Source organism: Micromonospora sp. WMMC250, assembly GCF_027460215.1.
In the GTDB taxonomy this organism is placed as follows: Bacteria; Actinomycetota; Actinomycetes; order Mycobacteriales; family Micromonosporaceae; genus Micromonospora; species Micromonospora taraxaci.
Map to the genome: position 1 here is coordinate 4132720 of NZ_JAPZBJ010000002.1, position 21850 is coordinate 4154569.

The following is a 21850-nucleotide window of genomic DNA, read 5'->3' on the forward strand; positions in this document are numbered from 1 at the left end:
GTCAGAAGTCGCCGCCGCCGAAATCACCACCGCCGAAATCACCACCGCCGAAGTCGCCGCCACCGAAATCACCGCCGGCGTAGTCGCCGCCACCGAAGTCGCCGCCCTGGTCACCGCCACCGAAGTCGCCGCCCTGGTCGAAGCCGTCGCCGAAGCCCTCCTGGTAGCCGGCGTCGTAGCCGTAACCGGGGTCGGCGAAAGCCGGCGAGAACAGCGCGTCGGCGATCAGGATGCCGCCGAGCACGCCGGCGCCGGCGCCCAGCGCCGTCTTCCACCACGGCGTCGAATACCACCCGGCCGGCACCGGCCGACCCTGATATCGCCCACCGGGGTAGTAGTACGGCGTTTCCCGGCCGGGTTGCGGGCCGGCCCGGAAGGTCTGCCCCTGCACGTCGACCTCGCGCTCCTTGGTCAGCTGACCCACACCGCGGGCGGCGGCCAGCGCCGGCACCTCGGGGCCCGGGTCGATGCCCAGCGCGGTACGCGCCGCCCGGATGTAGGCCAGTCCCTCCAGCGCGGTCTCGCGAGCCAGCCCGAACTGGTGCGGCGTACGCGCCTGCTCCAACTGCGAGCCGGCCGCGTTGTACCGCTCACCGGCGTCGGCCAGCGCCTGGCGTACCGCCGGGTCGTCACCGTGCAGGTTGATCAACTGACCGCCGAGGCGCTCGTACCACCGTTGCGCGTCGGCGCGGGCGTCCCCGAGCGCGGTGCGGCGACGGGCGTTGGCCCTCGTGCTGGCGAGCACGCCGGCACCCACCACGCCGATGAAGATGACCGCGAGGCACAGGACAGCTTCCATGCACTCGAACGTACCCCCGGGTGTCACGTCGTATCCGTCTGGCAAGCTCCGGTGATGGACGTCTCCACCCTGCTCCTGGTGATTGTGTGCCTCGGTGCCGGCGGGGCGGTGGGCTGGCTCGCGGCGCGTTCCCGGTCGGCGGCCGACATCGCCCGCCTCGACGCCACCCTGGCCGCCACCCGTGAGGGCGAGGGCCGGCTGGAGCAGTCCATGCGGGCGCTCAGCTACGAGGCCACCGCGCAGTCCCAGGAGGCGGTGGCCCGGGCTGTCGCCCCGCTGCACGACACCCTGCGCCGCTACGAGCAGCGGGTGGCCGAGCTGGAGCACGACCGGGTCGACGCGTACGCCGAGCTGCGCGAGCAGGTCCGCTCGATGAGCGCCGTCTCCGGTGAGTTGCGCACCGAGACCAAGCAGTTGGTGGCGGCGCTGCGGGCACCGCAGGTGCGGGGCCGTTGGGGCGAGCACCAGCTGCGCCGGATCGTCGAGGCGGCCGGGATGCTGGAGCACTGCGACTTCGCCGAGCAGGTCACCGCCGCCACCGACCAGCAGGTCGTCCGACCGGACCTGGTGGTCCGGCTGCACGGCGGCCGATCCGTGGTGGTGGACGCCAAGGCGCCGTTCGACGCGTACCTGACGGCCATGGAGTCGCGCGACGAGCGCGGCCGGGACACCCACCTCGACGCGCACGCCCGGCACCTGCGCGGGCACGTCGACGCCCTGGCCGCGAAGTCGTACTGGTCGGCGTTCGACAGCTCACCCGAGTTCGTGGTGCTGTTCGTCCCCGCCGACCCGTTCCTCGACGTCGCGCTCCAGCGTGACCCGACTCTGCTGGAGCACGCCTTCACCCGCAACGTGGTGCTGGCGACGCCGGCCACGCTCGTCGCCCTGCTCCGCACCGTGGCCTACTCGTGGCGGCAGGAGGCGCTGGCCCGCAACGCCGTCGCGGTGCACACTCTCGCCCGCGAGCTGTACGGGCGGCTCTCCACCCTGGGCGACCACGTGGGCAAGCTCGGGTCGTCGCTGGCCGGTGCCGTGACCGCGTACAACCGAGCGGTGGGTTCGTTGGAGGCGCGGGTGCTGGTCAGCGCCCGCAAGCTCGCCGAGTTGGGCGTCTCGGACGACGAGTTGACGACGCCCGCGCAGGTCGAGTTGACGCCCCGGCAGCCGCAGGCGCCCGAGCTGGTGGACCCGGCCGACGACGAGGTCCCGACCCGCCGACCATCTATGTGACAGTGCGTATGCATGCATGTCACGAAGTGGTCACAAGGGACTGACCAGTAGTGACAGTGCTCATCGATACACCGAAAGATTTTGCTCACCCACGCGCCCTTGTCCCTGAGGGCCCTGTTCTCTGGAGGAAAGAGAACGTGAGCAAACCCCGAGATCTGCGTCGGCGTACCTCCGCCGCGCTCTTCGCGTCGGTCCTGGCGGCTGGCGCCGTGACCGTCGTGGGTGGTGCCGCCACCGCGGCCGCCGCCCCCGTCACCACACCGGACGCTTCCCCGGCCACCGCCGCCGAGACGCTGGGCGCTCACGACGCCAAACTGCTCGGCGAGGCCAGAGCCAAGAAGGCCCCGACCGTCACCCTGATCGTCTCCACCGAGAAGGGCGAGGCGGCGGACGTCGCCGACAGCCTCACCAAGCTCGGCGGCACCGTCAGCCAGCGGCAGGACGCTGTCGGCTTCGTGCTGGCCAAGGTCCCGACCGACAAGGCCCTCACGGCGGCGCGGCTGCCCGGTGTCTCGGCCGTCGACCTGGACGAGGTCATCCAACTGCCCGACCCGGCACCGGAGAAGACCCCCGCCGGGACCGCCGGCGCACGGCAGGCCACTGTCGCGGCGCCGGGCGAGGCCACCAGGGCGGACAACCCGTACATGCCGACCAACGAGACGGGCGCCGTCAGGTTCACCGACGCCCACCCGGAGTGGGACGGCCGGGGCGTGACGATCGGCATCATGGACTCCGGTGTCGACCTGGCCCATCCGGCGTTGCAGCAGACCACCACCGGCGAGCGCAAGATCGTCGACTGGGTGACCGCGACCGACCCGCTGGAGGACCCGACGTGGCGGCGGATGCAGGCCGAGGTCGCCGGCCCGTCGTTCACCATCGCGGGCGGCACCTGGACGGCGCCGGCCGGCACGTACCGGTTCAACCTGTTCAGCGAGTCGGTCACGGCCGCCAGCGACGCCCGGGGTGACGTCAACCGCGACGGCGACACCACGGACACCTGGGGTGTGCTCTACGACCCGGCCACCAACAACATCTGGGTCGACGCCAACCAGAACCGCAACTTCACCGACGACCCGATGATGCGGCCGTACAAGGAGAAGTACGACATCGGCTACTTCGGCACCGACAACCCGGCGACAGCTGTCGCCGAGCGGCAGCCCTTCGTCGTCGAGTTCCGCAAGAACGTGAACACCGCGCCGATCGGCCTTCCGGGCCTGTGGGACTACGTCAACATCGGCATCGTCGAGAGCACCCACGGCACCCACGTCGCCGGCATCACCGCCGCCAACGACATGCTCGGCAACGACGTCTTCGACGGCGCGGCCCCGGGCGCCAAGCTGGTCTCCGCCCGCGCCTGCTCCTGGGGCGGCGGCTGCACGGCGGCGGCCCTCACCACCGGCATGATCGACCTGGTGGCCAACCGTGGGGTCGACATCGTCAACATGTCGATCGGCGGCCTTCCGGGCCTGAACGACGGCAACAACGCCCGGACGAATCTCTACAACGAACTGATCGAGACGTACGGCGTGCAGCTGGTGATCTCGGCCGGCAATTCCGGGCCGGGTCTCAACACCGTCGGCGACCCGTCCGTCGCGAGCAACGTGATCAGCGTCGCCGCCAGCATCAGCAAGGACACCTGGCTGGCCAACTACGGCTCGGTGGTGCGGAAGAAGAACGCCCTGTTCAACTTCTCCTCCCGTGGCCCGCGCGAGGACGGCGGCTTCAAGCCGAACATCGCCGCCCCCGGCTCGGCCATCTCCACCGCGCCGACCTGGCAACTCGGGGCACCGGTTGCCGAGGCCGGCTACGCGCTGCCTCCGGGCTACGCGATGCTGAACGGCACCTCCATGGCGTCCCCGCAGACCGCCGGTGCCGGCGCGCTGCTGTTGTCCGCCGCCAAGGCCACCGACCGGGGCGTCAGCCCGGCCGCGCTGCGGCGCGCGCTGTTCACCTCGGCCAAGCCGATCGCCGACGTGCCGACGTACGCGCAGGGCTACGGCATGGTCAACGTGCCGGGCGCCTGGCAGCTCCTCCGCCAGGGCGTCGAGACCCGGTCGTACGTCTCCGACGCGGCGGTCTGCAGCCCGCTGGCCGACCAGCTGACCATCTGGAACGGCGTGAAGTTCGTGCCGAACCCGGGTCGGGGCACCGGCGTCTACAACCGTTGCGCCGCCTCCGACGGCGGTCACAAGGTCGGGCAGGGCAAGACCTACCCAGTCAAGATCACCCGTACCAGCGGCCCGGCCGGCACCATCAAGCACGACGTCACGTTGCAGGGCGACGACGGCACGTTCAAGGCGCCGAAGACCGTCGCGCTGCCGCTCAACAAGGCCGTCACCGTCAACGTGACCGCCAAGCCGACCGCAGAGGGCGCCCACGGCGCGATCATGCGGATCGACGACCCGGCCACCAACGTTGTCGACTTCGAGGTCTCCACGGTGGTGGTGGCCTCGAACGACGTAAAGAAGCCGACCTTCGCGTACGCCAACGAGGGCTCCGTCGACCGCAACGGCTTCACGTCGTACTTCGTGACGGTGCCGGAGGGCGCCAAGGCGCTCCAGGTGAACCTGTCCGGGATCGCCACCGATTCCCAGACCCGGTTCATCGCCATCAACCCGCTGGGCGTGCCGGTGGAGGCCACCACCAGCACCGTCTGCTACACCAACTTCTCCGACGTCAACGTCTGCAAGCCGCAGGAGCGGGACTACCAGAACCCGCTGCCCGGGGTCTGGGAGATCGAGGTGGAGTCGCGGCGGACCTCGCCGGCGCTGAACAACCCGTTCAAGCTCCAGGTACGGGTGCAGGGCCTGGCGGTCGAGCCGGCGCTGGTCGAGCTGCCCAGCGTCGAGGCCGGTGAGCCGACCAACGTGAGCTGGGACGTGACGAACGTCTTCGGCCCGGTCTCGGTCAGCGGCCGTAGCGGCGCGCTGACCGGTGTGCGCACCGAGCGTCCGACCATCACCGAGGGCGGCCCCAACCAGGAGTGGACCGTCGAGATCCCGGCGGGCACGTCGACGTTCACCGCCCGGATCGGCAACCCCGCCAACGCGGGCGCCGACCTGGACCTGTTCGTCTACCGGGGTGACGCCGAGGTCGGTCGGGCCGCCGACGGCGACTCGGAGGAGGCGGTCACGCTGACCAACCCGCCCGCGGGCACCTACCGCGTGGTGGTGGAGCCGTACGGGGTCGACGGGCCGGGCACCAGCACCGCCTACGACTACTACGACGCGTTCGCGTCCGCGTCGCTGGGCACGATCACCGCCCCGGCGACCGCGGTGCCGCTGATGCACGGCGAGTCGACCACCATCACCGGCACGGTGACGGCGGTGGCCGTTCCGGCCGACGGGCGGCAGCTCTCCGGTGAGCTGGCGATCGTCACCACCGAGGGCGCGGTCGTCGGCCGCGGCACCGTTTCCATCGGCGCGGTGAACTGATCATTCCGTAACACCGGACAGGAGCCCGTCCCCGGATCCGGGGGCGGGCTCCTGTCCGTCAGAGCGAGGGGTCGCTGGTCGGGCCGGGGTTGCGCCAGCCGGCCCCGACGGCGTCAGGACCGGTGGGCGGCCGACACGACGAACGGGGTGCCCTGCTGGCAGGTGGTCATCATGCCGGGCTCCACCCGGCCGGTGACCTCGACCCGCGCGCCGGGCGTCAACACGTCACGGGGACCGCCGAGCAGCAGGTAACCGTCGAGGAGTACGCAGCCGGGCTCCACGCCGCCCTGCACGGTGCCGCTCAGGGTGGTCGCGCCGACTCCCGGGGGTGTGCTGGGGCCGCCCGGCTTCGGGGCCCGCGGAGTCTTCGAGCCGGCGGGTGGAGTGGGATCGACAGTTGACGGCGAGGCGGTCGGGTCGGGCGTGGGCGGGCTGGTCACCGGCTGCGCTCCCGTCGGGGTCGGAGTGGGTGTGCCACCTCCGGCGTCCTGGCTGCCGCAGGCGCTCAGCGCCACGCAGACGGCCAGCGCGGAGACGGCGAGCCGAAGAGTCCTCATGCCGGATTCGACGTACGCCGGGTCGGGTTCGTTCCCGCGTTCAGCCGCGGGCCGCGGCGGCCTTCATGTCCCGCTTCAGCTCCTGCGGGAGCGAGAACGTGAGCCGCTCGTTGGCGGTGGTGATCTCCTCGACGTCGCCGAAGCCCCGGGCGGCGAGGTAGGCCAGCACATCCTGGACCAGGTCGTCCGGGACGCTCGCGCCCGAGGTCAGGCCGACCGTGGTGGCACCCTCCAGCCAGGCGTCGTCGATCTCGTGGGCGAAGTCGACCAGGTGACCGGCACGGGCGCCCGCGTCCAGGGCGACCTCGACCAGGCGAACCGAGTTGGAGGAGTTGGTCGAGCCGACGACGATCACCACGTCGCAGTCGGCGGCGATCTCCTTGACCACGTGCTGCCGGTTGGAGGTGGCGTAGCAGATGTCGTCGCTCGGCGGGGACTGCAGCAGCGGCAGCCGCTGCTTGAGGCGGGCCACCGTCTCCAGCGTCTCGTCGACCGAGAGCGTGGTCTGGGAGAGCCAGACCACCTTCTCCGGATCACGGACGGTGACCTTGTCGGCGCCGTCCGGACCGTCCACCAGCTGGATGTGGGCGGGGGCCTCACCGGCGGTGCCGATGACCTCCTCGTGCCCCTCGTGACCGATGAGCAGGATGTCGTAGTCCTCGGCGGCGAACCGCTTCGCCTCGTGGTGCACCTTGGTGACCAGCGGGCAGGTCGCGTCGATCGCCTTCAGCGAGCGCTGCTTGGCCTGCTCGTAGACCTCGGGAGCGACGCCGTGCGCGGAGAAGATGACTGTGGAACCCTCCGGCACCTCCTCGTTCTCCTCCACGAAGATCGCGCCCTGGGCCTCCAGGGTCTGCACGACGTGCTTGTTGTGCACGATCTGCTTGCGCACGTAGATCGGGGCACCGTAGAGCTTGAGCGCCTCCTCGACGGTCTGCACCGCGCGGTCGACGCCGGCGCAGTAACCGCGGGGCTTCGCCAGGAGCACGCGCTTGCCGGTCCGGGGGGTCGCCTCAGCCTCAGTCACCCACCCATCCTACGTGCCGTCCCACCACCCGCCACCGGGCCGCGGGCCGCCACCCAGAGCCGGTGATCAAGAGGTTTGCGTCGAAAACGCGCCCGACGCTGACGCAAACCTCTTGATCACCGGGAGGGTCCGTAGGGTGGGCGGGTGACTGAGGGTGGACGGGTGGGCGGCGGCGGGGCCAGCAGCGCCGAGGAGCCGTGGCCGGTGCGGGTGGTCAGCCAGAAGGTGGGGGCGTGGATCGCCAAGCTGGGCTGGGTGTGGGTGGACGGGCAGGTCGCGCAGATCAGCCGTCGCCCCGGAGCCAGCACCGTGTTCCTCACCCTGCGTGACCCGTCGGCGGATCTGAGTCTGACCGTCACCACCAACCGGGACGTACTGGACGCCGGCGCGCCGGAGCTGCGTGAGGGTGCCCGCGTCGTGCTGCACGCCAAGCCGGAGTTCTACGCCGCCCGGGGCACACTGAGCCTGCGGGCCGACGAGATCCGCCAGGTGGGGCTCGGGGAGCTGCTGGCCCGGCTGGAGAAGCTCAAGAAGCTGCTCGCCGCCGAAGGGCTCTTCGACAGGGCCCGCAAGCGCCGGCTGCCGTTCCTGCCCGGCCGGATCGGGCTCATCACCGGTCGCGCGTCGGCGGCCGAGCGCGACGTGCTGACCAATGCCCGGCGGCGTTGGCCCGCCGTGGAGTTCCGCACTGTCAACGTCGCCGTGCAGGGGCCGTCCGCGGTCCCCCAGATCGTGGACGCGCTCAAGGTGCTGGACGCCGACCCGACCATCGACGTGATCATCATCGCCCGCGGCGGTGGCGGCATCGAGGATCTGCTGCCGTTCTCCGACGAGGCGCTCTGCCGCGCGGTGTTCGGCTGCCGTACGCCTGTGGTCAGCGCGATCGGCCACGAGACCGACGCGCCGCTGATCGACTACGTCGCCGACGTCCGCGCCTCCACCCCGACCGACGCGGCCAAGCGGGTCGTCCCCGACCTCACCGAGGAGGTACGCCTCATCGGCCAGGCCCGGCACCGCCTGGAACGGGCGGTCCGCAACCTGGTGGACCGGGAGACGCACCGGCTCGACGGGCTGCGGTCCCGGCCGGTGCTGGCCCGGCCGCAGGTGATGGTGGACCAACGGGCGACCGAGCTGACAGCGTTGCGTCAGCGGGCCGGTCGTTGCCTGGAACACCGACTCTCCGCCGCCGACGAAGACCTGCGACACACGGTGGCGCGGCTGCGCGCTCTCTCCCCCGCCGCCACCCTCGACCGGGGGTACGCGATCGTGCAGCGCGCCGACGGCCACGTGGTCCGCGCGGCGGCGGAGGTCGGCAAGGGCGACCCTCTGCGGGTACGGCTGGCCGACGGCGAACTGGCCGCGACGGTGGACGGCTGAGTGGCGACACGGTGGCCCGGGGAGCGGTGTGTTGAGATGGATGCGATGACTGACGACACGAAGGCCGGGCCGGATGAACGGCTCAGTTACGAGCAGGCCCGCGCCGAGCTGGCCTCGGTGGTGGAGCGGCTGGAGGCCGGTGGCACCTCGCTGGAGGAGTCCCTGGCGCTCTGGGAGCGTGGCGAGGCGCTGGCGGTGATCTGTCAACGCTGGCTGGACGGCGCGCGGGCACGGATCGACGCCGCCCGCCAGGAACAGAATTCCTGACCGCCGGCTGGCGCTGACTGCTTCGTGGCCTTGGCGACCAGCGAGCGTCGGTGGGGCGGCCGGAGCCGCCCCACCGACGTACGTCAGTTGTTGAACAGGTTGTACAGCTCGGCCGGGGCCTCGACGACCTGGTCCGCCGGCGGCTTCTGCGCGGCGGTGGCGGCGCCGTAGTCGGAGTACGTCATCTTGATCTCCTGGGCGGCGGTCTGCCCGGCGGCCGGCAACTGCAGCACGAGCTCGCTGAGCCGACCCTGCGGGTCCACCTTCGCGGTGAACGGCACCGTCTTCGCCTGGGTGCCCAACGCGGCGATCGTCGCGGCGTTCAGGGAACCGGCCTCGGCGGCCTTGGTGACGTCGATGGTGCCGGCGTACGCGCCGGTGCCGGTGCTGCGTACCTCGGTGATGCCCTGGGTCAGCACCGCGCTGCCCGCCGGGTCGACCTTGTCGAAGTCGAAGCCGAGGTTGCGGTTGCCCTTGATCCGGGCCTGGTCCAGGTGCTGGTACTTGCCGAGGTTGAGCTGCTTGATCTCGGGCAGGCTGTTGGCGGTGGAGCCGCTCAGCTCCAGCTTGACCCAGCTGTCCGGCTTGAAGTGGATCACGTCGAGCTTCATCGCCAGGTCGGACGAGGGGCCGCCGATGGCGATCTTCATGGCCGCGCTCTGGCTCGGCTGGTGCACCTGCCCCTCGACTGTCGAACCGACACCGGTGAGGGCGAAGCGGAAGTTGCCGGTGCTGATCTCCTTGGTGGAGTCGAGCAGTGCCTGCTTGGCGTCACCCGCGACCGGGGCGCCGGTCGGGCTCGCCGTGCCGGACGCGGTCACCGTCGGGGTCGCGGTCGAGCCGGCGGTGCCGGTGCCACCGTTGGCGCAGGCGGCCAGGGCGGGCGTGATCAATGCGGCGGCCACCAGGCCGGCGCCGAGTCGTCGGACAGTCATACGTGTCTCCCAAGAGGGTCACCCGACGACCTGGGCGGCGCCGGAAACCGGGCGACGCAGCAGCACCGTCGGCTGCGCCGCGCGACCCGGGCCGAGCAACGTGCCCGGGTCACCCTCTCTTTGTTCCCGCTTGACGCGTCGGACAATCACCCTTCTGTCCGATTGCCCATTTTCGCTGCCTACCGGGGGCCGGGTCAGCGCAGTGAGCCCGCCAACTCGCGCAGTTCGTTGTCCCGGGCATCACCGACGACGATCACCGTGCGGTTCGGCTCCAGCAGGACCAGCGCCTGCTGGTTGTCCCGGGCCGTGTAGCGCTGCCAGTTGCGCCCGGCCAGCTCGGTGGGCCCCTGCGGCTGGGCCCGGTCGGTCAACTCGGCGGGGAGCAGGCGCTCCGCCGGCACGTTGCTCTGCAGGAGCTGAACTCCCCGCCCCTCCGGGGTGAGGTAGCCGAGCCGCAGGTTCGCGCCGCCTTCGACGGTCTGGTAGCGGGCGCTGACCGTCGACCAGTCGGAGCCGAGCCCCTCCGGCTGGCTCACCGGAAACACGTTCGCCGACCGGGCCTGCTCGATGGCCGGGGCCGGATCGACCGTGGTGGGCTGGTCACCACCGAGGAAGCCCCGGTAGAACGCCAACAGCAGCGCGATCGGCACGAGCAGCACCAGCAGCGAGATCGCCATGTCCTTCGGCGAGCGCTCGGACTTGCCGGACGTCATCCGCGGCGGCGGCGTCGGATCGGTCGCGGCAGGCTCACCACCGGCGTCGGCGGGGACGTCGACCGGCGGCTGACCGTCGGGCGGCGTGCTGTCGGCGGGGGCGCGGTCGGCTGGCTGTGCGGGTTCCACCCCTCCATCTTCGCAGCAGCCCGACCGGCGGTATCCGGGCCATCACCGCCCCGCGCCGACGCCCGGTCGGCCATCGTGTGAGGATCAGCGACAAAGCCGACAGCGGGGATCGCCCCGCTACCGGTCGTCCCCGCACCGTCGCGAGGAGGAGCAACCGTCATGACGAACACCAGGACGCGGATCCCACAGGATCTCGACCGAAACCTCGCCCTCGACCTGGTACGGGTCACCGAGGCGGCGGCGATGGCCGCCGGCCGGTGGGTGGGTCGGGGCGACAAGGAGGGCGGCGACGGAGCTGCCGTCGACGCGATGCGCAAGCTGATCAACTCGATCCAGATGCGCGGCGTGGTGGTGATCGGCGAGGGCGAGAAGGACAACGCCCCGATGCTCTTCAACGGCGAACACGTCGGCGACGGCACCGGCCCGGAGGTGGACGTCGCGGTCGACCCGGTCGACGGCACCACCCTGATGAGCAAGGGCATGCCGAACGCGGTGGCGGTGCTCGCCGTCTCCGAGCGGGGCGCGATGTTCGACCCCAGCGCCGTGTTCTACATGGAGAAGCTCGCCGTCGGCCCGGCGTACGCCGACGTGATCGACATCAACGCCGGCGTGGCCGAGAACGTGCGCCGGATCGCCAAGGTCAAGGGCACCGACGTCTCCGAGGTGACGGTCTGCGTGCTGGACCGCAGCCGCCACGACGACCTGGTCGCACAGATCCGCCGAACGGGGGCGGGCATCCGGTTCATCTCCGACGGCGACATCGCCGGCACCATCGCCGCGGCCCGGGGCGAGTCGGACGTCGACGTCCTGATGGGCGTCGGCGGCACCCCGGAGGGCATCATCTCCGCGTGCGCGCTGAAGTGCATGGGCGGCGCGATGCAGGCCAAGCTCTGGCCGCGCGACGAGCAGGAGCGGGAGAAGGCGATCGCCGCCGGGCACGACCTGGACCGGGTGCTGAGCACCGACGACCTGGTCACCGGTGACAACTGCTTCTTCGTGGCGACCGGAGTCACCTCCGGGGATCTGCTGCGCGGGGTGCGCTACCGGGCGGGTGGCGCGTACACCCAGTCGATCGTGATGCGCTCGAAGAGCGGCACCATCCGCGTGATCGACTCGTACCACCGGCTGGAGAAGTTGGCGCTCTACTCCGCGGTCGACTTCGACGGCCGTCCGTTGGCCGAGCAGGAGTGACGAACGCCGACACGGCGGCCCCGCAGGTCCTGTCGGCCACCCGCCGGATCACCGGTGTCGCGCTGGCATCGATCTCCGGGGTCGCGGTGGCGGTGCAGTCACGCATCAACGGCGAGCTCGGGGTACGCCTCGCCGACGGTTTCGCCGCCGCTGTGGTGTCCTTCGGCGTGGGCCTGGTGGTGCTCCTGGTGCTGGTGCCCGCCACTCCCGGCGGGCGGCGCGGCCTGGTGGCGTTGCGGCGTGCGCTCGCAAGCGGTGCGTTGCGCCCCTGGCAGTGCCTCGGCGGGATGTGCGGGGCGTTCCTGGTGGCCACCCAGGGCCTCACCATCGGTTCGCTGGGCGTGGCCGTCTTCACAGTGGCGGTGGTGGCCGGTCAGACCGGCAGCAGCCTCGCCGTGGACCGGGCGGGGATCGGGCCGACCGGCCGGCAGCCGGTCACCCGACAGCGGCTGGCCGGTGCGGTGCTCACCGTGCTGGCGGTCCTCCTGGCGGTCGGTGACCGGCTCGAAGACCCGGGCATGCTGGCGCTCGCCCTGCTGCCCCTGCTCGCCGGGGTGGCCATCGCCTGGCAGCAGGCGGTCAACGGACAGGTCCGGGCGGCGGCCGACAGCGCGTTGACCGCCACCCTGGTCAACTTCAGCGTCGGCACTGTCACCCTGCTCGTGGCGTTCGCGATCGACACCGCCGTACGCGGCTGGCCCACCGGGCACCTGCCCACCGAGCCGTGGCTCTACCTGGGCGGCCCGATCGGCATCGTGTTCATCGCGATCGCCGCCGCGATCGTGCGGTTCACCGGCGTGCTGCTGCTCGGTCTGGCCACCATCGCCGGTCAGATCGTGGGCGCGGTGCTGCTGGACGTGCTGCTGCCCACCGCGGCCTCGCACCCCGGCCTGAACACTCTGCTCGGGGCAGCTCTGACAATGGTGGCCGTGTTGGTCGCCGCGTTGGCGCCACCCGCCCGCCGCTGACCACCGACCGTCGGGGTCGAGGGTCAGGGCGGCGGCACCCGCTGGTGCGGTTGGGCCGGGTACGGCGGGTAGGGCGGAGTGGGCAGGTAGTACGGCCTGTTCCGTCGGCCACGCGGCAGGGTCCGGTCGACCAGCCCGGAGGTCCGGACGGCCAACAGCAGGCCCGGCACGGTGGCCAGCAGGGCCAACGACACCGCCCACCGGGTCTGCGGCGGGTTGCCGTACAACCAGCTGATCAGCGGCACTCCGGTCAGGAGCACGGTGAGCACGAGGCCACCCAGCATCCAGCCGACCCAGCGTGCCGTCGCGCCCGCGTACCAGGCGCGGACGGCCAGGACGACGGCCGGCAGGATGCCCAGCGGCAGGATGGCGAACAACACGAACGGCCCCGCGAGGAAGTCGTCGGACCGCTGCCAGAGAGCCGTCAACACGAGACCCGCGAGCACCATCGGCAGGCTGCCGACGATCCCCCACGACGTGTCGCCGACGGCACGGCGGATGGCCAGCGCACTGGCGACCAGAGTGACCGCCGCTCCGAGAGTCAACGCGAGCAGGACGGCGAGCAGCAGATCCATCTGCCGGTTGCCGGGGCTGCTGCCGTCCAGGCTGGGCGGATCCTCCCAGTGGATGGCGGGTCTGCCCTCCTCGAAGAGGAAGCCGTCTCGCTGCCATTCCCCGTTCGGGAGGCTGCGGAGGAAACCGTCCCGACCGTTGGCGACCAGCACCTCGTGGCCGCCACCGACGCGGGGATAGACGGTCAGCTCACGGGAGGCGAAGTGGCGACCGATGTCACCCGGGTTCGGTGACTGGCGGCCCAGCGCCTCGCGCTGCCCGTCCGGCACCTCCCAGGCCACCCGCCAGGTGACACCGGCGTCGTCGCTCTGCTCCACCCGCAGGTGCCCGGTGACCACCCGGTAGCAGCGGCGGGGATCATCGGGTGCGCAGGCCTGCTGACGCGGCGAGTCCTGATTGTTCAGCCGCTGCTCCTCGTCCTCGGTGGCTGCCCGCCAGGTGGCCGCGCCGCTGTCGCTGACCGCCCACTCTCCGTCCAGTGGACCGGTCGGCCAGTCCGACATGCTGTAGCCGCTGCCGACCGAGATCGCGGGCTTTCCGTCGAGCGTCGTGGCGCCCACGGCGTAGGGGTAGTAGACGGCGCTGGTGGCGGCCACGGCCAGCACCGCCGGCGGCAGCACCACGAGCATCCGGGCCAACCGCGCGGCCCGTTGCCGCACCGGCCGCTCGCGGGCCCGCGTCCAACTCCACCAGGCCAGGCCGAGGGCCGGCAGTGTGAGCAGGTCGGTCCAGTCGGCCCGGACCAGCGACGGCCCGGCCAGCACGGTCCAGGCAGAGGAGGCGAGGTCGGCCGCGTACCCGCTGGATTTGACGACCGCGAACCCGGCGCCCACCGCGACCAGGCCGACCACCGCGGCGATCCGGGCCGGCAGCCGCGGCACCAGGAGGGTCAGCAGCACCGCGACCAGCGGCGGAGCGAGCACCAGCCCGGCGACGTCGCTCAGCTTGCCGGTCAACAGCCCGGGAAAGGCGGGCTTCCACACGTGGTCGTTGACGACCAGCAGGACCAGGGCGAGCAGCGTGATGGGGTGGCAGAGCCAGGACAGTGTCGTCGGTGCGCCGTCGTGCCGTGCCGCGAGACCGGTCATCCCCCCAGGGTGCGGTGAGCGCGTCTCGGTCCGGCTACGGACCGGTCTGCTTCCGGTACCGACGGTCAACCCGCGTCGGAGGAGTGCCCGGGGAAGAGGTGTGCGCTCGGGTCGATCGCCACGGCCGCGTTGTTGACGGCTGTCGCGGCCTCGCCGAAGCCGGTCGCGATCAGCCGGACCTTGCCCGGGTATTCGGTGATGTCACCCGCCGCGAAGACCCTCGGCAGGTTCGTCGCCATCGCGCTGTCCACCAGGATGTGCCGGCGGTCCAGGTGGAGCCCCCACTCGGCGAGAGGGCCCAGGTCGGCGGTGAAGCCGAGGGCCGCGACCACGACGTCCACCGGCAGGGTCTCGACCGCGCCGCCGCGCACCGTCACCTCGGCGCCGGTCACCGTGCCGTCCCCGAGCAGCCGGCTGACCTCGGCGTTGACCACCACCCGCACCGGCAGCGACAGCACGCGGGCCACCGTCGAGGCGTGGGCCCGGAACTTCTCCCGCCGGTGCACCAGGGTCACCGAACGGGCCAACGGTTGCAGCGCCAGCGCCCAGTCGAAGGCCGAGTCGCCGCCACCGACGATCAACACGTCACGGTCGGCCAACTCGGCGGGATCGGTGACGAAGTAGACGATGCCCGTGCCGGGAGCGCCGTCGGCGCACGGCAGCGGCCGTGGGCTGAAGCTGCCGAGCCCGCCAGTGATCACGACCGCTCCGCACTGGAGCTGCTCCCCGCCCGCCAGGCCGAGCACCGGACGACCATCGGAGTACGCGAGTTTCTCCGCTCGGGTGCCGAGCAGGTACTGCGGACTGAACGGGGCTGCCTGGGCGACCAGGTTGGCCACCAGGTCGCGGCCCTTGACGGCGGGGAAACCGGCCACGTCGAGGATCAGCTTCTCCGGGTACATCGCGGTGACCTGACCGCCTGGCTCCGGCAGCGCGTCGATCACCGCCACCGAGAGACCCCGGAACCCGGCGTAGTACGCGGCGAAGAGCCCGGCCGGACCGGCCCCGATCACGGCGACATCGACCTCACGCATGGCGTACCGTCGCTTTCCGCTTACGGATCAACGCTTGCTGATCTCGACCGTAGGCGGACGGCGGCGGTCGGGCAAGGACGTCCCAGAGGCGCGCCGAGGATCGGTCAGGGCAGGCTGAGCGTGGAGCCCGAGTAGTCCGGACCCTCGACGGTCGGCCGCCGGCGCCGGAACAGGATCGCCGCGACGACACCGCCGAGCAGCCCGAACAGGTGGCCCTGCCAGGAGATCCGCTCGTCGGTGGGGAGGATGCCGACCAGTTGCCAGCCGTAGAGCAGGCCGACCAGGAGGACGACGGCGAAGTTCCACCAGCTCCGTTCGACGATGCCCCGGGTGAGCAGGATGCCGAGGTAGCCGAAGATGACGCCGCTCGCGCCGACCACCACCGAGTTGGGCGAGCCGGTGAACCAGACGCCGAGACCGCTCACCAGGATGATGACGAGCGTCGACCACAGGAATCGGCGGGCTCCGGCGGCCAGGACGAACGTGCCCAGCAGGATCAGCGGGATGCTGTTGCTGTAGAGGTGGTCGAAGCCGTGGTGCAGGAACGGTGAGAAGAAGACACCGTCCAGCCCTTCGATGCGTTGCGGGATGATGCCGGCCGTGGCGTCCAGGCCGAACGCGAGGCCCTGGTCGGCGGCCTCGATGAGGAAGAGGAACGGGACCACCGCGCACATGGCGACGAAGGCCCGGCCGAGCGAGGCGTAGAACGACTCGGTGCCGAACCGGTAGGGGTCGTCACTTGACGGGTGCAGGGTCACGCTACAACTGCTATCAGCAAAAGCGGGCGACCGCCACTCGCGTCCCGTTCGAGCAGACCGGTGTACGGGCGACGGCGGGGCGGTGGCTTCCCACCCGCCCCGCCGTCGGACCGTTAGTAGCTGCCGTTGTTCTGGAAGTAGGTCCAGGCGCCGCAGGGCGTCTTGTACCTGCCCTTGATGTAGCTCAGCCCCCACTTGATCTGGGTGGCCGGGCTGGTCTGCCAGTCGGCGCCGAAGGCGCTCATCTTGTTGCCCGGGTACGCCTGCGGAATGCCGTACGCGCCGGAGGAGGAGTTGCGGGCCTTGTGGTTCCAGCCGCTCTCCTTGTTCCAGAGCTTCTCCAGGCAGGGGAACTCGGCGATGCCGAAGCCACTGTCGATCATCAGCGCGCAGCCGATCTTCCGGTTGCCGCTGTACTCCTCGCAGGACGCGGGGATGGGCCCGTCGTACGGCTTCGCGGGTGCGTTGGCCGCGTCGCGCTCGCGCTTGCGGGACGCCGCGGCTGCCTCGGCCCGGCGGGCCCGTTCGGCGGCCTCCTTGGCGGCCTGTGCCGCGCGCAGCTTGGCCTGGTATTCGGCGGCCCGCTGCTGGGCGACCTTGACCTGGTTCGCGGCCTGCCGCTCGCGCTGGTACGCGAGATCGGCCCGGTCGACCTCGTGGCTGACCTGCTCGGCCAGGCTCTGTTGCTGGGTTTCCCGGTTCTCGCCCAGGTAGAAGCCACCGGCTACGCCCACGGAGAGCAGCGCCACGGCGGCCGTACGGGCACCCAACCGGCTCCACAGCCGACTCACGAAGTGGTCCCTTCGTCGGGGGCAAGGACGCGGCCCGATGCCGACCGCAGGTGGGCCGTCAACCGTGCCACGAGCGCCCCGACCGGTTGCCGGTCGCTCCGACGCACCGACCGCCGCCGATGTCGTTCCGCTCGGGACGAACGATCATCAACGATGCTCGTGGTGCGTGGACGCTCGTGGGACACGATTGCGCACAGTGAGGCCATTGGGAAACCAACCGACCTGTTTGTGATCTGTGCCACGTCTAAAATATAGACAAAAGACCACAGAAAGTCATCAGATCGGGATGTCCTCCAAGAGATCGGTCACCATCGCCGCGATCGGCGACCGCTCCGAACGGCTGAGCGTCACGTGCGCGAAGAGGGGATGGCCCTTGAGCGCCTCGATGACGGCGGTGACCCCGTCGTGCCGGCCGACCCGCAGGTTGTCCCGCTGGGCCACGTCATGGGTGAGCACCACCCGGGAGCCCTGCCCGATCCGGGACAGCACCGTCAACAGCACCCCCCGCTCCAGCGACTGGGCCTCGTCCACGATCACGTACGCGTCGTGCAGGCTGCGCCCCCGGATGTGGGTCAGCGGCAGCACCTCGAGGATGCCCCGCGAGGTGACCTCCTCCAGCACGTTCTCGTGCACCACGGCGCCGAGCGTGTCGAAGACCGCCTGCGCCCAGGGCGACATCTTCTCCGACTCCGAACCCGGCAGGTAGCCCAACTCCTGACCACCGACGGCGTACAGCGGCCGGAACACGATCACCTTCTTGTGCCGGCGACGCTCCATCACCGCCTCCAGCCCGGCGCAGAGCGCCAGCGCCGACTTGCCGGTGCCGGCCCGGCCGCCCAGCGAGACGATCCCGATCGACTCGTCGAGCAGCAGGTCGAGAGCGATCCGCTGCTCGGCGGAACGGCCGTGCAGACCGAACGCCTCCCGGTCACCCCGGACCAGACGCACCGACTTGTCCGGCAACACGCGGCCGAGCGCCGACCCACGCCCCGAGTGCAGCACCAGACCGGTGTGACAGGGCAACCCGGAGGCCTCGTCGAGGTCGAGCGTCTCCCCGCCGTACAACTGGCCGATCTGCTCGTCGCTCAACTCCATCTCGGACATGCCGGTCCAGGTGGGGTCGCTGGCCTGGCCGTGGCGGTACTCGTCGGCGCGCAGACCGACCGAGGCCGCCTTGACCCGCAGCGGCATGTCCTTGCTGACCAGGGTGACCTCCCGCCCCTCGGCGGCGAGGTTGAGCGCGACGGAGAGGATCCGGGCGTCGTTGCTCTCGTTGCGGAAGCCGGGCGGCAGCACCCCGTCGTCGGTGTGGTTCAGCTCCACCCGCAGGGTGCCGCCCGCGTCGTTGGCGGGCACCGGCGTGTCCAGCCGGCCGTGCCGGATGCGCAGGTCGTCGAGCATTCGCAGCGACTGCCGGGCGAACCAGCCCAGCTCGGGATGGTGCCGCTTGCCCTCCAGTTCGGTGATGACCACCAGTGGCAGCACCACCTCGTGCTCCGCGAACCGGTGGAACGCCGCCGGATCGGAGAGCAGCACGGACGTGTCCAGGACAAAGGCCTGGCCGGCTGGTCGCGGCTCCTTGGGGTCGGCCGGCGCGGCGGCCGCCGTACGGCGGCTCCTGGTGGCGCGGCGGGTCGTGGCAGTCGCGGCCGGGGTCTGGTCGGCACCGGCGATGGTACGGCGAGTCGTCACAGGCCTGCTCCGACGGATGGGCACCCGCCACCCGTGTTCCGCCTCCTCCGGTGCCCGGGGACACGGGGTCGGATGCGGAACCCCGTGCGCGAGGTCGCAGATCCGGGCGGACCGGCTGGCTCGGGAGAACCCCGTGCCATGCCTAGACGCTAGCCCCGCCGGACCCTCTCGGCTAGAGGTCGGACGTGGATCTCCCAAGTCGGGTGTGTGAACCCCCCTTCACCACGGTGCCTGCCAGCCGGAAGACACTGCGGCGGAACCGGCCGGGATGCATGCCCCCTGCGCGCACCCCGGCCGGTGGGGCCACCGTCACCGGTCTGACGTGACCCCGACGGTGCGTGTCCGCCGCGGACGACGCACCGCGTTCGTGGCGTCGGGCGGCGGGACGGCACCCGCCGGCCGACCTCAACCGGTACGTCGGACGAGCGTGCCGGTCGGGTGCCGCCCGGTGATCGGGGCGGCCGGCGCGGCGAACGACGAGCCGGTGTACGTGGTGCCGGGCCGGGGAGCGACGGCGCCCGCCGAACGGGCCACGCTCGCCGGTGCGACCGACAGGGCCGAGGCGATTGCCGCCTGGGCGTCGCGACGACGCCTGTTCCAGGCACCCCGGTCGCCGTCGAAGTAGCCCTGCCGGTAGCCGAAGCGGTAGCCGATGCGATAACTGAGCTGGCCGTGCAGGCGGCCGGCGGCGTAGCTGGTGGCACCCAGCACCAGGACGAGGAAGACCGCGAGGAACGGGCTCATCGGGCAGCTCCGGCCCCGCTCGGACGGCGGGTCATCGCTCCTCCGGCTCGATCGTGGTGGGGTCCGCGACGAGCAGCCGGTCCAGGTCGTCGGTGCTGACCTCCTCGACCAGCTCGACGCTGATCCGGCAGCCGTCGAGCACGACCTCGGCCACCGAGGAGCGGCGGATCTCACCGCCGGCGTCGTAGACCCTGACGCTCAGTTCAGGGCAGCCGAGATGGGTACGCCAGGCGTTCCACTCGGCGCGATCGCCGACGCTCAGCGACAGGTAACGGCAGCCTCGGGCGAGGTAGAGGCGCCAGGGGGCGGTCAGCCCCGCGGCCACCCCCTCGGCGATCAGCCCGAAGGCCTGGGCGCGGGTGGCGAGCTCGGTCACCACACCCCCTCGGCACCGGGGGCGTGACGCATGTGAGCACCAATCGTCTCATGCACGTGACACACCGTAGATTGTCCCATGGGCGTGACAGTATCAGCTTTTCGTCCCCTTACGTTGACCACTACGGGCATCTATTCTGCCCGCGTGACACCCCTCGACAGTGACATCGAATCGTTTACCGGAAATCCGAAGATCCCGTCACGTCCGCGTGACAGTAGCGAGCCGGGGCGGGCGCTCACCTCCGGCTGGCCGTACGGTCACGGGGTGACCGAGACGGCCAATGCGCGGAAGATCGCGTTCGCCACCTTCGTGCGGCGCGCCCTGGACGAGGCACGGGCGACCCGGGCCTGGAGCGGCACCGAGGTGTCCCGGCGAACCGGCGTGTCCCGACAGACCATCAACCGGTGGGTCCGGGGCGACTGGGCCAGCGACCCGGAGGCCGAGCGGGTCGTCGCCTTCTGCGAGGGCCTGGGGTTGAATCCGGCCGCCGCCTTCGCCGCGCTCGGTTGGGACCGCGCCGCGACGGGTCATCGCACCGGTCAGCCCGCCCCTCCGATGGACCCGGACGTCGAGGCGTTGCTGCGCCGACTCGTGGATCCGAACGTGTCGGACGCGGAGAAGTTCCACATCCGCGAAACCATTAGATACCTCGCATACCGCCCAACGTTGCCGGTCGATGTCCGAAAAAGGGGCAATCAGGCGGGGTAGTTCCTCAGATAGCGAAAGAACGCCTGGTCAGGTTCATTCGTTTACCTCCGGGGCAGGAACGGGCACGCTAGCGTCCCTATTCGTACTGCTTGGGCTCGTCATCGGCGGGGGGACGGGACAAGGCCGAACCTAGCCCTGCGGGACAGAAGGAGGGGTCTGTCCATGACCCTGAAATGGTTGGCAGTCGTGGTCGCGACCGTGTCGATGACACTGTGGGCGACCGGCAACGCGGTGACTCTCGCAGTCGACGGCGGGCAACTTCCGCTGCTCGTCAATCTCTTCGTGCTCATCGCCGCCGGCACCGCGGTCGTCCTGGCCGTCGTCGCTGAGCTGCACGAGCGCCTGAACGATCGGATCACCGCCCTCACCGAGTTCCTGGTGGCACGGCTCAACGAGATCGAGAACCACACCGGTGATCGCAACACCGGGTTCGTGGAGGGCTACCTGTTGAGTCACGGCCAGGAGGCGGCGGTGGTGCCGTTCGGCCGGCGCGGACGGGGAGCCGCCGAACGCTGACCGCGTACCGCCGAACGGGTCCGCTCGGCCAGGAATGAGCCCCGATCGCCGGGGTACGCTGACGCGCGTGCCGCCGTTGAATCTGGGCAATCAGCAGCCGAGGACCCCGTTGAACGCCGACCAGGTCTGGCGGACAACCGCCGGCCGGGCCGCCGGGACCGTGCTCTTCTTCGACTTCGACGGCACGCTCGCGCCCGTCGACGACGATCCGACAGCGGTTCGCCCGGCTCCCAAGGCGCTGGCCGCGATCGAGGCGTTGGCTCCGGTCGTGCAGCGGGTCGCGATCGTGTCCGCCCGACCCGTCGAGTTCCTCCGGGATCAGCTCGGCGGCCTCGCCGGCGTGGACCTCTACGGCCTGTACGGGCTGGAGCACAGCCACTCCGGTGGGGAGACGGTCACCGAGCCGGCCGCGCTGCCCTGGGTGCCGACCATGGAGGAGCTGGCCGACCAGGCCCGGGCGGAGCTGCCACCCGGCGCCCTCGTCGAATACAAGCGGCTCTCCGTCGCGTTGCACTGGCGCACCGCCCCGCAGCTCGGCTCCACGGTGCAGCAGTGGGGCGAGGCGCAGGCCGACCGGCTGGGGTTGCGGGTGCAGGCCGGGCGGATGGTGCTGGAGCTCAAGCCGCCCGTCGACCGGGACAAGGGCATGGTCATCGGCGAGGCGATCAAGGGCGCCACCGGCGCCTGGTATTTCGGCGACGACGTCTCCGACATCAAGGCCTTCGCCGCGCTGCGCGCCCGCGCCGCCGCCGACCCGGAATTCCTCGGCGTCTGCGTGGCGGTGGCCAACCCGGAGACCGGTCAGGAGGTGGCCGACGCCGCCGACCTGACGATCGAGTCGCCGGCCGCCTTGGGCGACTTCCTCACCCGGGCACTGACCCACCTGCCCTGACCGCACCGGCCTGGCGGGTGACCCCCGCCAGGCTGGGCGACGGTCTCGTCG

22 protein-coding genes are annotated in these 21850 nt (G+C 71.2%); 9 read left to right on the top strand and 13 right to left on the bottom strand.

Translation table 11 applies throughout. The annotated features are described in order from the left end of the window. Nucleotide 1: 1 nt before the first annotated feature. The gene (locus O3438_RS18390; protein ID WP_269681122.1) at nucleotides 2-799 is read right to left on the bottom strand and encodes a hypothetical protein; all 798 of its coding nucleotides are present in this window, start codon (nucleotides 797-799) and stop codon (nucleotides 2-4) included. Nucleotides 800-853: 54 nt separating this feature from the next. Here O3438_RS18390 and O3438_RS18395 point away from each other — a divergent pair, with 54 nt between their 5' ends. Further along, a complete protein-coding gene (locus O3438_RS18395) occupies nucleotides 854-2029 on the top strand; it encodes a DNA recombination protein RmuC (RefSeq protein ID WP_269681123.1) in 1176 nt (391 codons plus the stop codon). Between the two features lie 137 nt (nucleotides 2030-2166). Continuing rightward, on the top strand, nucleotides 2167-5463 hold the full coding sequence (locus O3438_RS18400; protein ID WP_269681124.1) for a S8 family serine peptidase: 3297 nt from the start codon (nucleotides 2167-2169) through the stop codon (nucleotides 5461-5463). Nucleotides 5464-5576: 113 nt separating this feature from the next. On the opposite strand, the gene O3438_RS18405 is transcribed toward O3438_RS18400, so the two are convergent. Both O3438_RS18405 and O3438_RS18410 read right to left on the bottom strand, forming a co-directional pair. Beyond that, on the bottom strand, nucleotides 5577-6020 hold the full coding sequence (locus O3438_RS18405; RefSeq protein WP_269681125.1) for a hypothetical protein: 444 nt from the start codon (nucleotides 6018-6020) through the stop codon (nucleotides 5577-5579). Nucleotides 6021-6060: 40 nt separating this feature from the next. After that, complete coding sequence (locus O3438_RS18410) at nucleotides 6061-7047, bottom strand: 4-hydroxy-3-methylbut-2-enyl diphosphate reductase (protein ID WP_269681126.1); 987 nt, start codon at nucleotides 7045-7047, stop codon at nucleotides 6061-6063. Nucleotides 7048-7191: 144 nt separating this feature from the next. Here O3438_RS18410 and xseA point away from each other — a divergent pair, with 144 nt between their 5' ends. Then, complete coding sequence (gene xseA / locus O3438_RS18415; RefSeq protein WP_269681127.1) at nucleotides 7192-8424, top strand: exodeoxyribonuclease VII large subunit; 1233 nt, start codon at nucleotides 7192-7194, stop codon at nucleotides 8422-8424. Nucleotides 8425-8469: 45 nt separating this feature from the next. Next, complete coding sequence (locus O3438_RS18420; protein ID WP_269681128.1) at nucleotides 8470-8691, top strand: exodeoxyribonuclease VII small subunit; 222 nt, start codon at nucleotides 8470-8472, stop codon at nucleotides 8689-8691. Between the two features lie 83 nt (nucleotides 8692-8774). Here the strand turns inward: O3438_RS18420 and O3438_RS18425 are convergent, their stop codons facing one another. Genes O3438_RS18425 through O3438_RS18435 form a run of 3 tightly spaced genes read right to left on the bottom strand, consistent with a single transcriptional unit; the run spans nucleotide 8775 to nucleotide 10468 of the window. Next, nucleotides 8775-9626, bottom strand: coding sequence for a hypothetical protein (locus O3438_RS18425; RefSeq protein WP_269681129.1), 852 nt, complete (start codon nucleotides 9624-9626; stop codon nucleotides 8775-8777). Nucleotides 9627-9644: 18 nt separating this feature from the next. Further along, complete coding sequence (locus O3438_RS18430; RefSeq protein WP_269681130.1) at nucleotides 9645-9776, bottom strand: hypothetical protein; 132 nt, start codon at nucleotides 9774-9776, stop codon at nucleotides 9645-9647. A 44-nt stretch (nucleotides 9777-9820) separates the two neighbouring features. Further along, nucleotides 9821-10468, bottom strand: coding sequence for a DUF4245 domain-containing protein (locus O3438_RS18435; protein ID WP_269681131.1), 648 nt, complete (start codon nucleotides 10466-10468; stop codon nucleotides 9821-9823). A 159-nt stretch (nucleotides 10469-10627) separates the two neighbouring features. Here O3438_RS18435 and glpX point away from each other — a divergent pair, with 159 nt between their 5' ends. Beyond that, entirely contained in the window at nucleotides 10628-11659 is a 1032-nt protein-coding gene (gene glpX / locus O3438_RS18440) for a class II fructose-bisphosphatase (RefSeq protein WP_269681132.1), read from the top strand. Then, nucleotides 11656-12627, top strand: a complete 972-nt coding sequence (locus tag O3438_RS18445) for a DMT family transporter (protein WP_442929618.1) — start codon at nucleotides 11656-11658, stop codon at nucleotides 12625-12627. The genes glpX and O3438_RS18445 overlap by 4 nt, the downstream gene beginning before the upstream one ends. Before the next feature lie 23 nt (nucleotides 12628-12650). Here the strand turns inward: O3438_RS18445 and O3438_RS18450 are convergent, their stop codons facing one another. From O3438_RS18450 to O3438_RS18480, 7 genes are all read right to left on the bottom strand, one after another. Then, on the bottom strand, nucleotides 12651-14288 hold the full coding sequence (locus tag O3438_RS18450) for a hypothetical protein (RefSeq protein ID WP_269681133.1): 1638 nt from the start codon (nucleotides 14286-14288) through the stop codon (nucleotides 12651-12653). A gap of 65 nt (nucleotides 14289-14353) precedes the next feature. After that, nucleotides 14354-15322, bottom strand: a complete 969-nt coding sequence (locus tag O3438_RS18455) for an NAD(P)/FAD-dependent oxidoreductase (protein ID WP_269681134.1) — start codon at nucleotides 15320-15322, stop codon at nucleotides 14354-14356. Between the two features lie 104 nt (nucleotides 15323-15426). Further along, nucleotides 15427-16080, bottom strand: a complete 654-nt coding sequence (locus O3438_RS18460; protein WP_269681135.1) for a rhomboid family intramembrane serine protease — start codon at nucleotides 16078-16080, stop codon at nucleotides 15427-15429. A gap of 113 nt (nucleotides 16081-16193) precedes the next feature. After that, nucleotides 16194-16871, bottom strand: a complete 678-nt coding sequence (locus O3438_RS18465) for a lytic transglycosylase domain-containing protein (protein WP_269681136.1) — start codon at nucleotides 16869-16871, stop codon at nucleotides 16194-16196. Nucleotides 16872-17147: 276 nt separating this feature from the next. Further along, complete coding sequence (locus tag O3438_RS18470; protein ID WP_269681137.1) at nucleotides 17148-18563, bottom strand: PhoH family protein; 1416 nt, start codon at nucleotides 18561-18563, stop codon at nucleotides 17148-17150. A gap of 405 nt (nucleotides 18564-18968) precedes the next feature. Beyond that, nucleotides 18969-19307, bottom strand: a complete 339-nt coding sequence (locus O3438_RS18475; protein ID WP_088986340.1) for a hypothetical protein — start codon at nucleotides 19305-19307, stop codon at nucleotides 18969-18971. A 31-nt stretch (nucleotides 19308-19338) separates the two neighbouring features. Then, a complete protein-coding gene (locus O3438_RS18480) occupies nucleotides 19339-19683 on the bottom strand; it encodes a hypothetical protein (RefSeq protein ID WP_030328857.1) in 345 nt (114 codons plus the stop codon). Between the two features lie 264 nt (nucleotides 19684-19947). On the opposite strand from O3438_RS18480, the gene O3438_RS18485 reads away from it, so the two are divergent. The 3 genes from O3438_RS18485 (at nucleotide 19948) to otsB (ending at nucleotide 21799) form a co-directional block, all read left to right on the top strand. Then, complete coding sequence (locus O3438_RS18485; protein ID WP_145786310.1) at nucleotides 19948-20391, top strand: XRE family transcriptional regulator; 444 nt, start codon at nucleotides 19948-19950, stop codon at nucleotides 20389-20391. 162 nt (nucleotides 20392-20553) lie between these two features. Then, entirely contained in the window at nucleotides 20554-20907 is a 354-nt protein-coding gene (locus O3438_RS18490; RefSeq protein ID WP_088986342.1) for a hypothetical protein, read from the top strand. A gap of 67 nt (nucleotides 20908-20974) precedes the next feature. Beyond that, nucleotides 20975-21799 (top strand): trehalose-phosphatase, encoded by an 825-nt coding sequence (gene otsB / locus O3438_RS18495; protein WP_269681138.1) that lies wholly within the window; start codon nucleotides 20975-20977, stop codon nucleotides 21797-21799. Nucleotides 21800-21850: the final 51 nt, after the last annotated feature.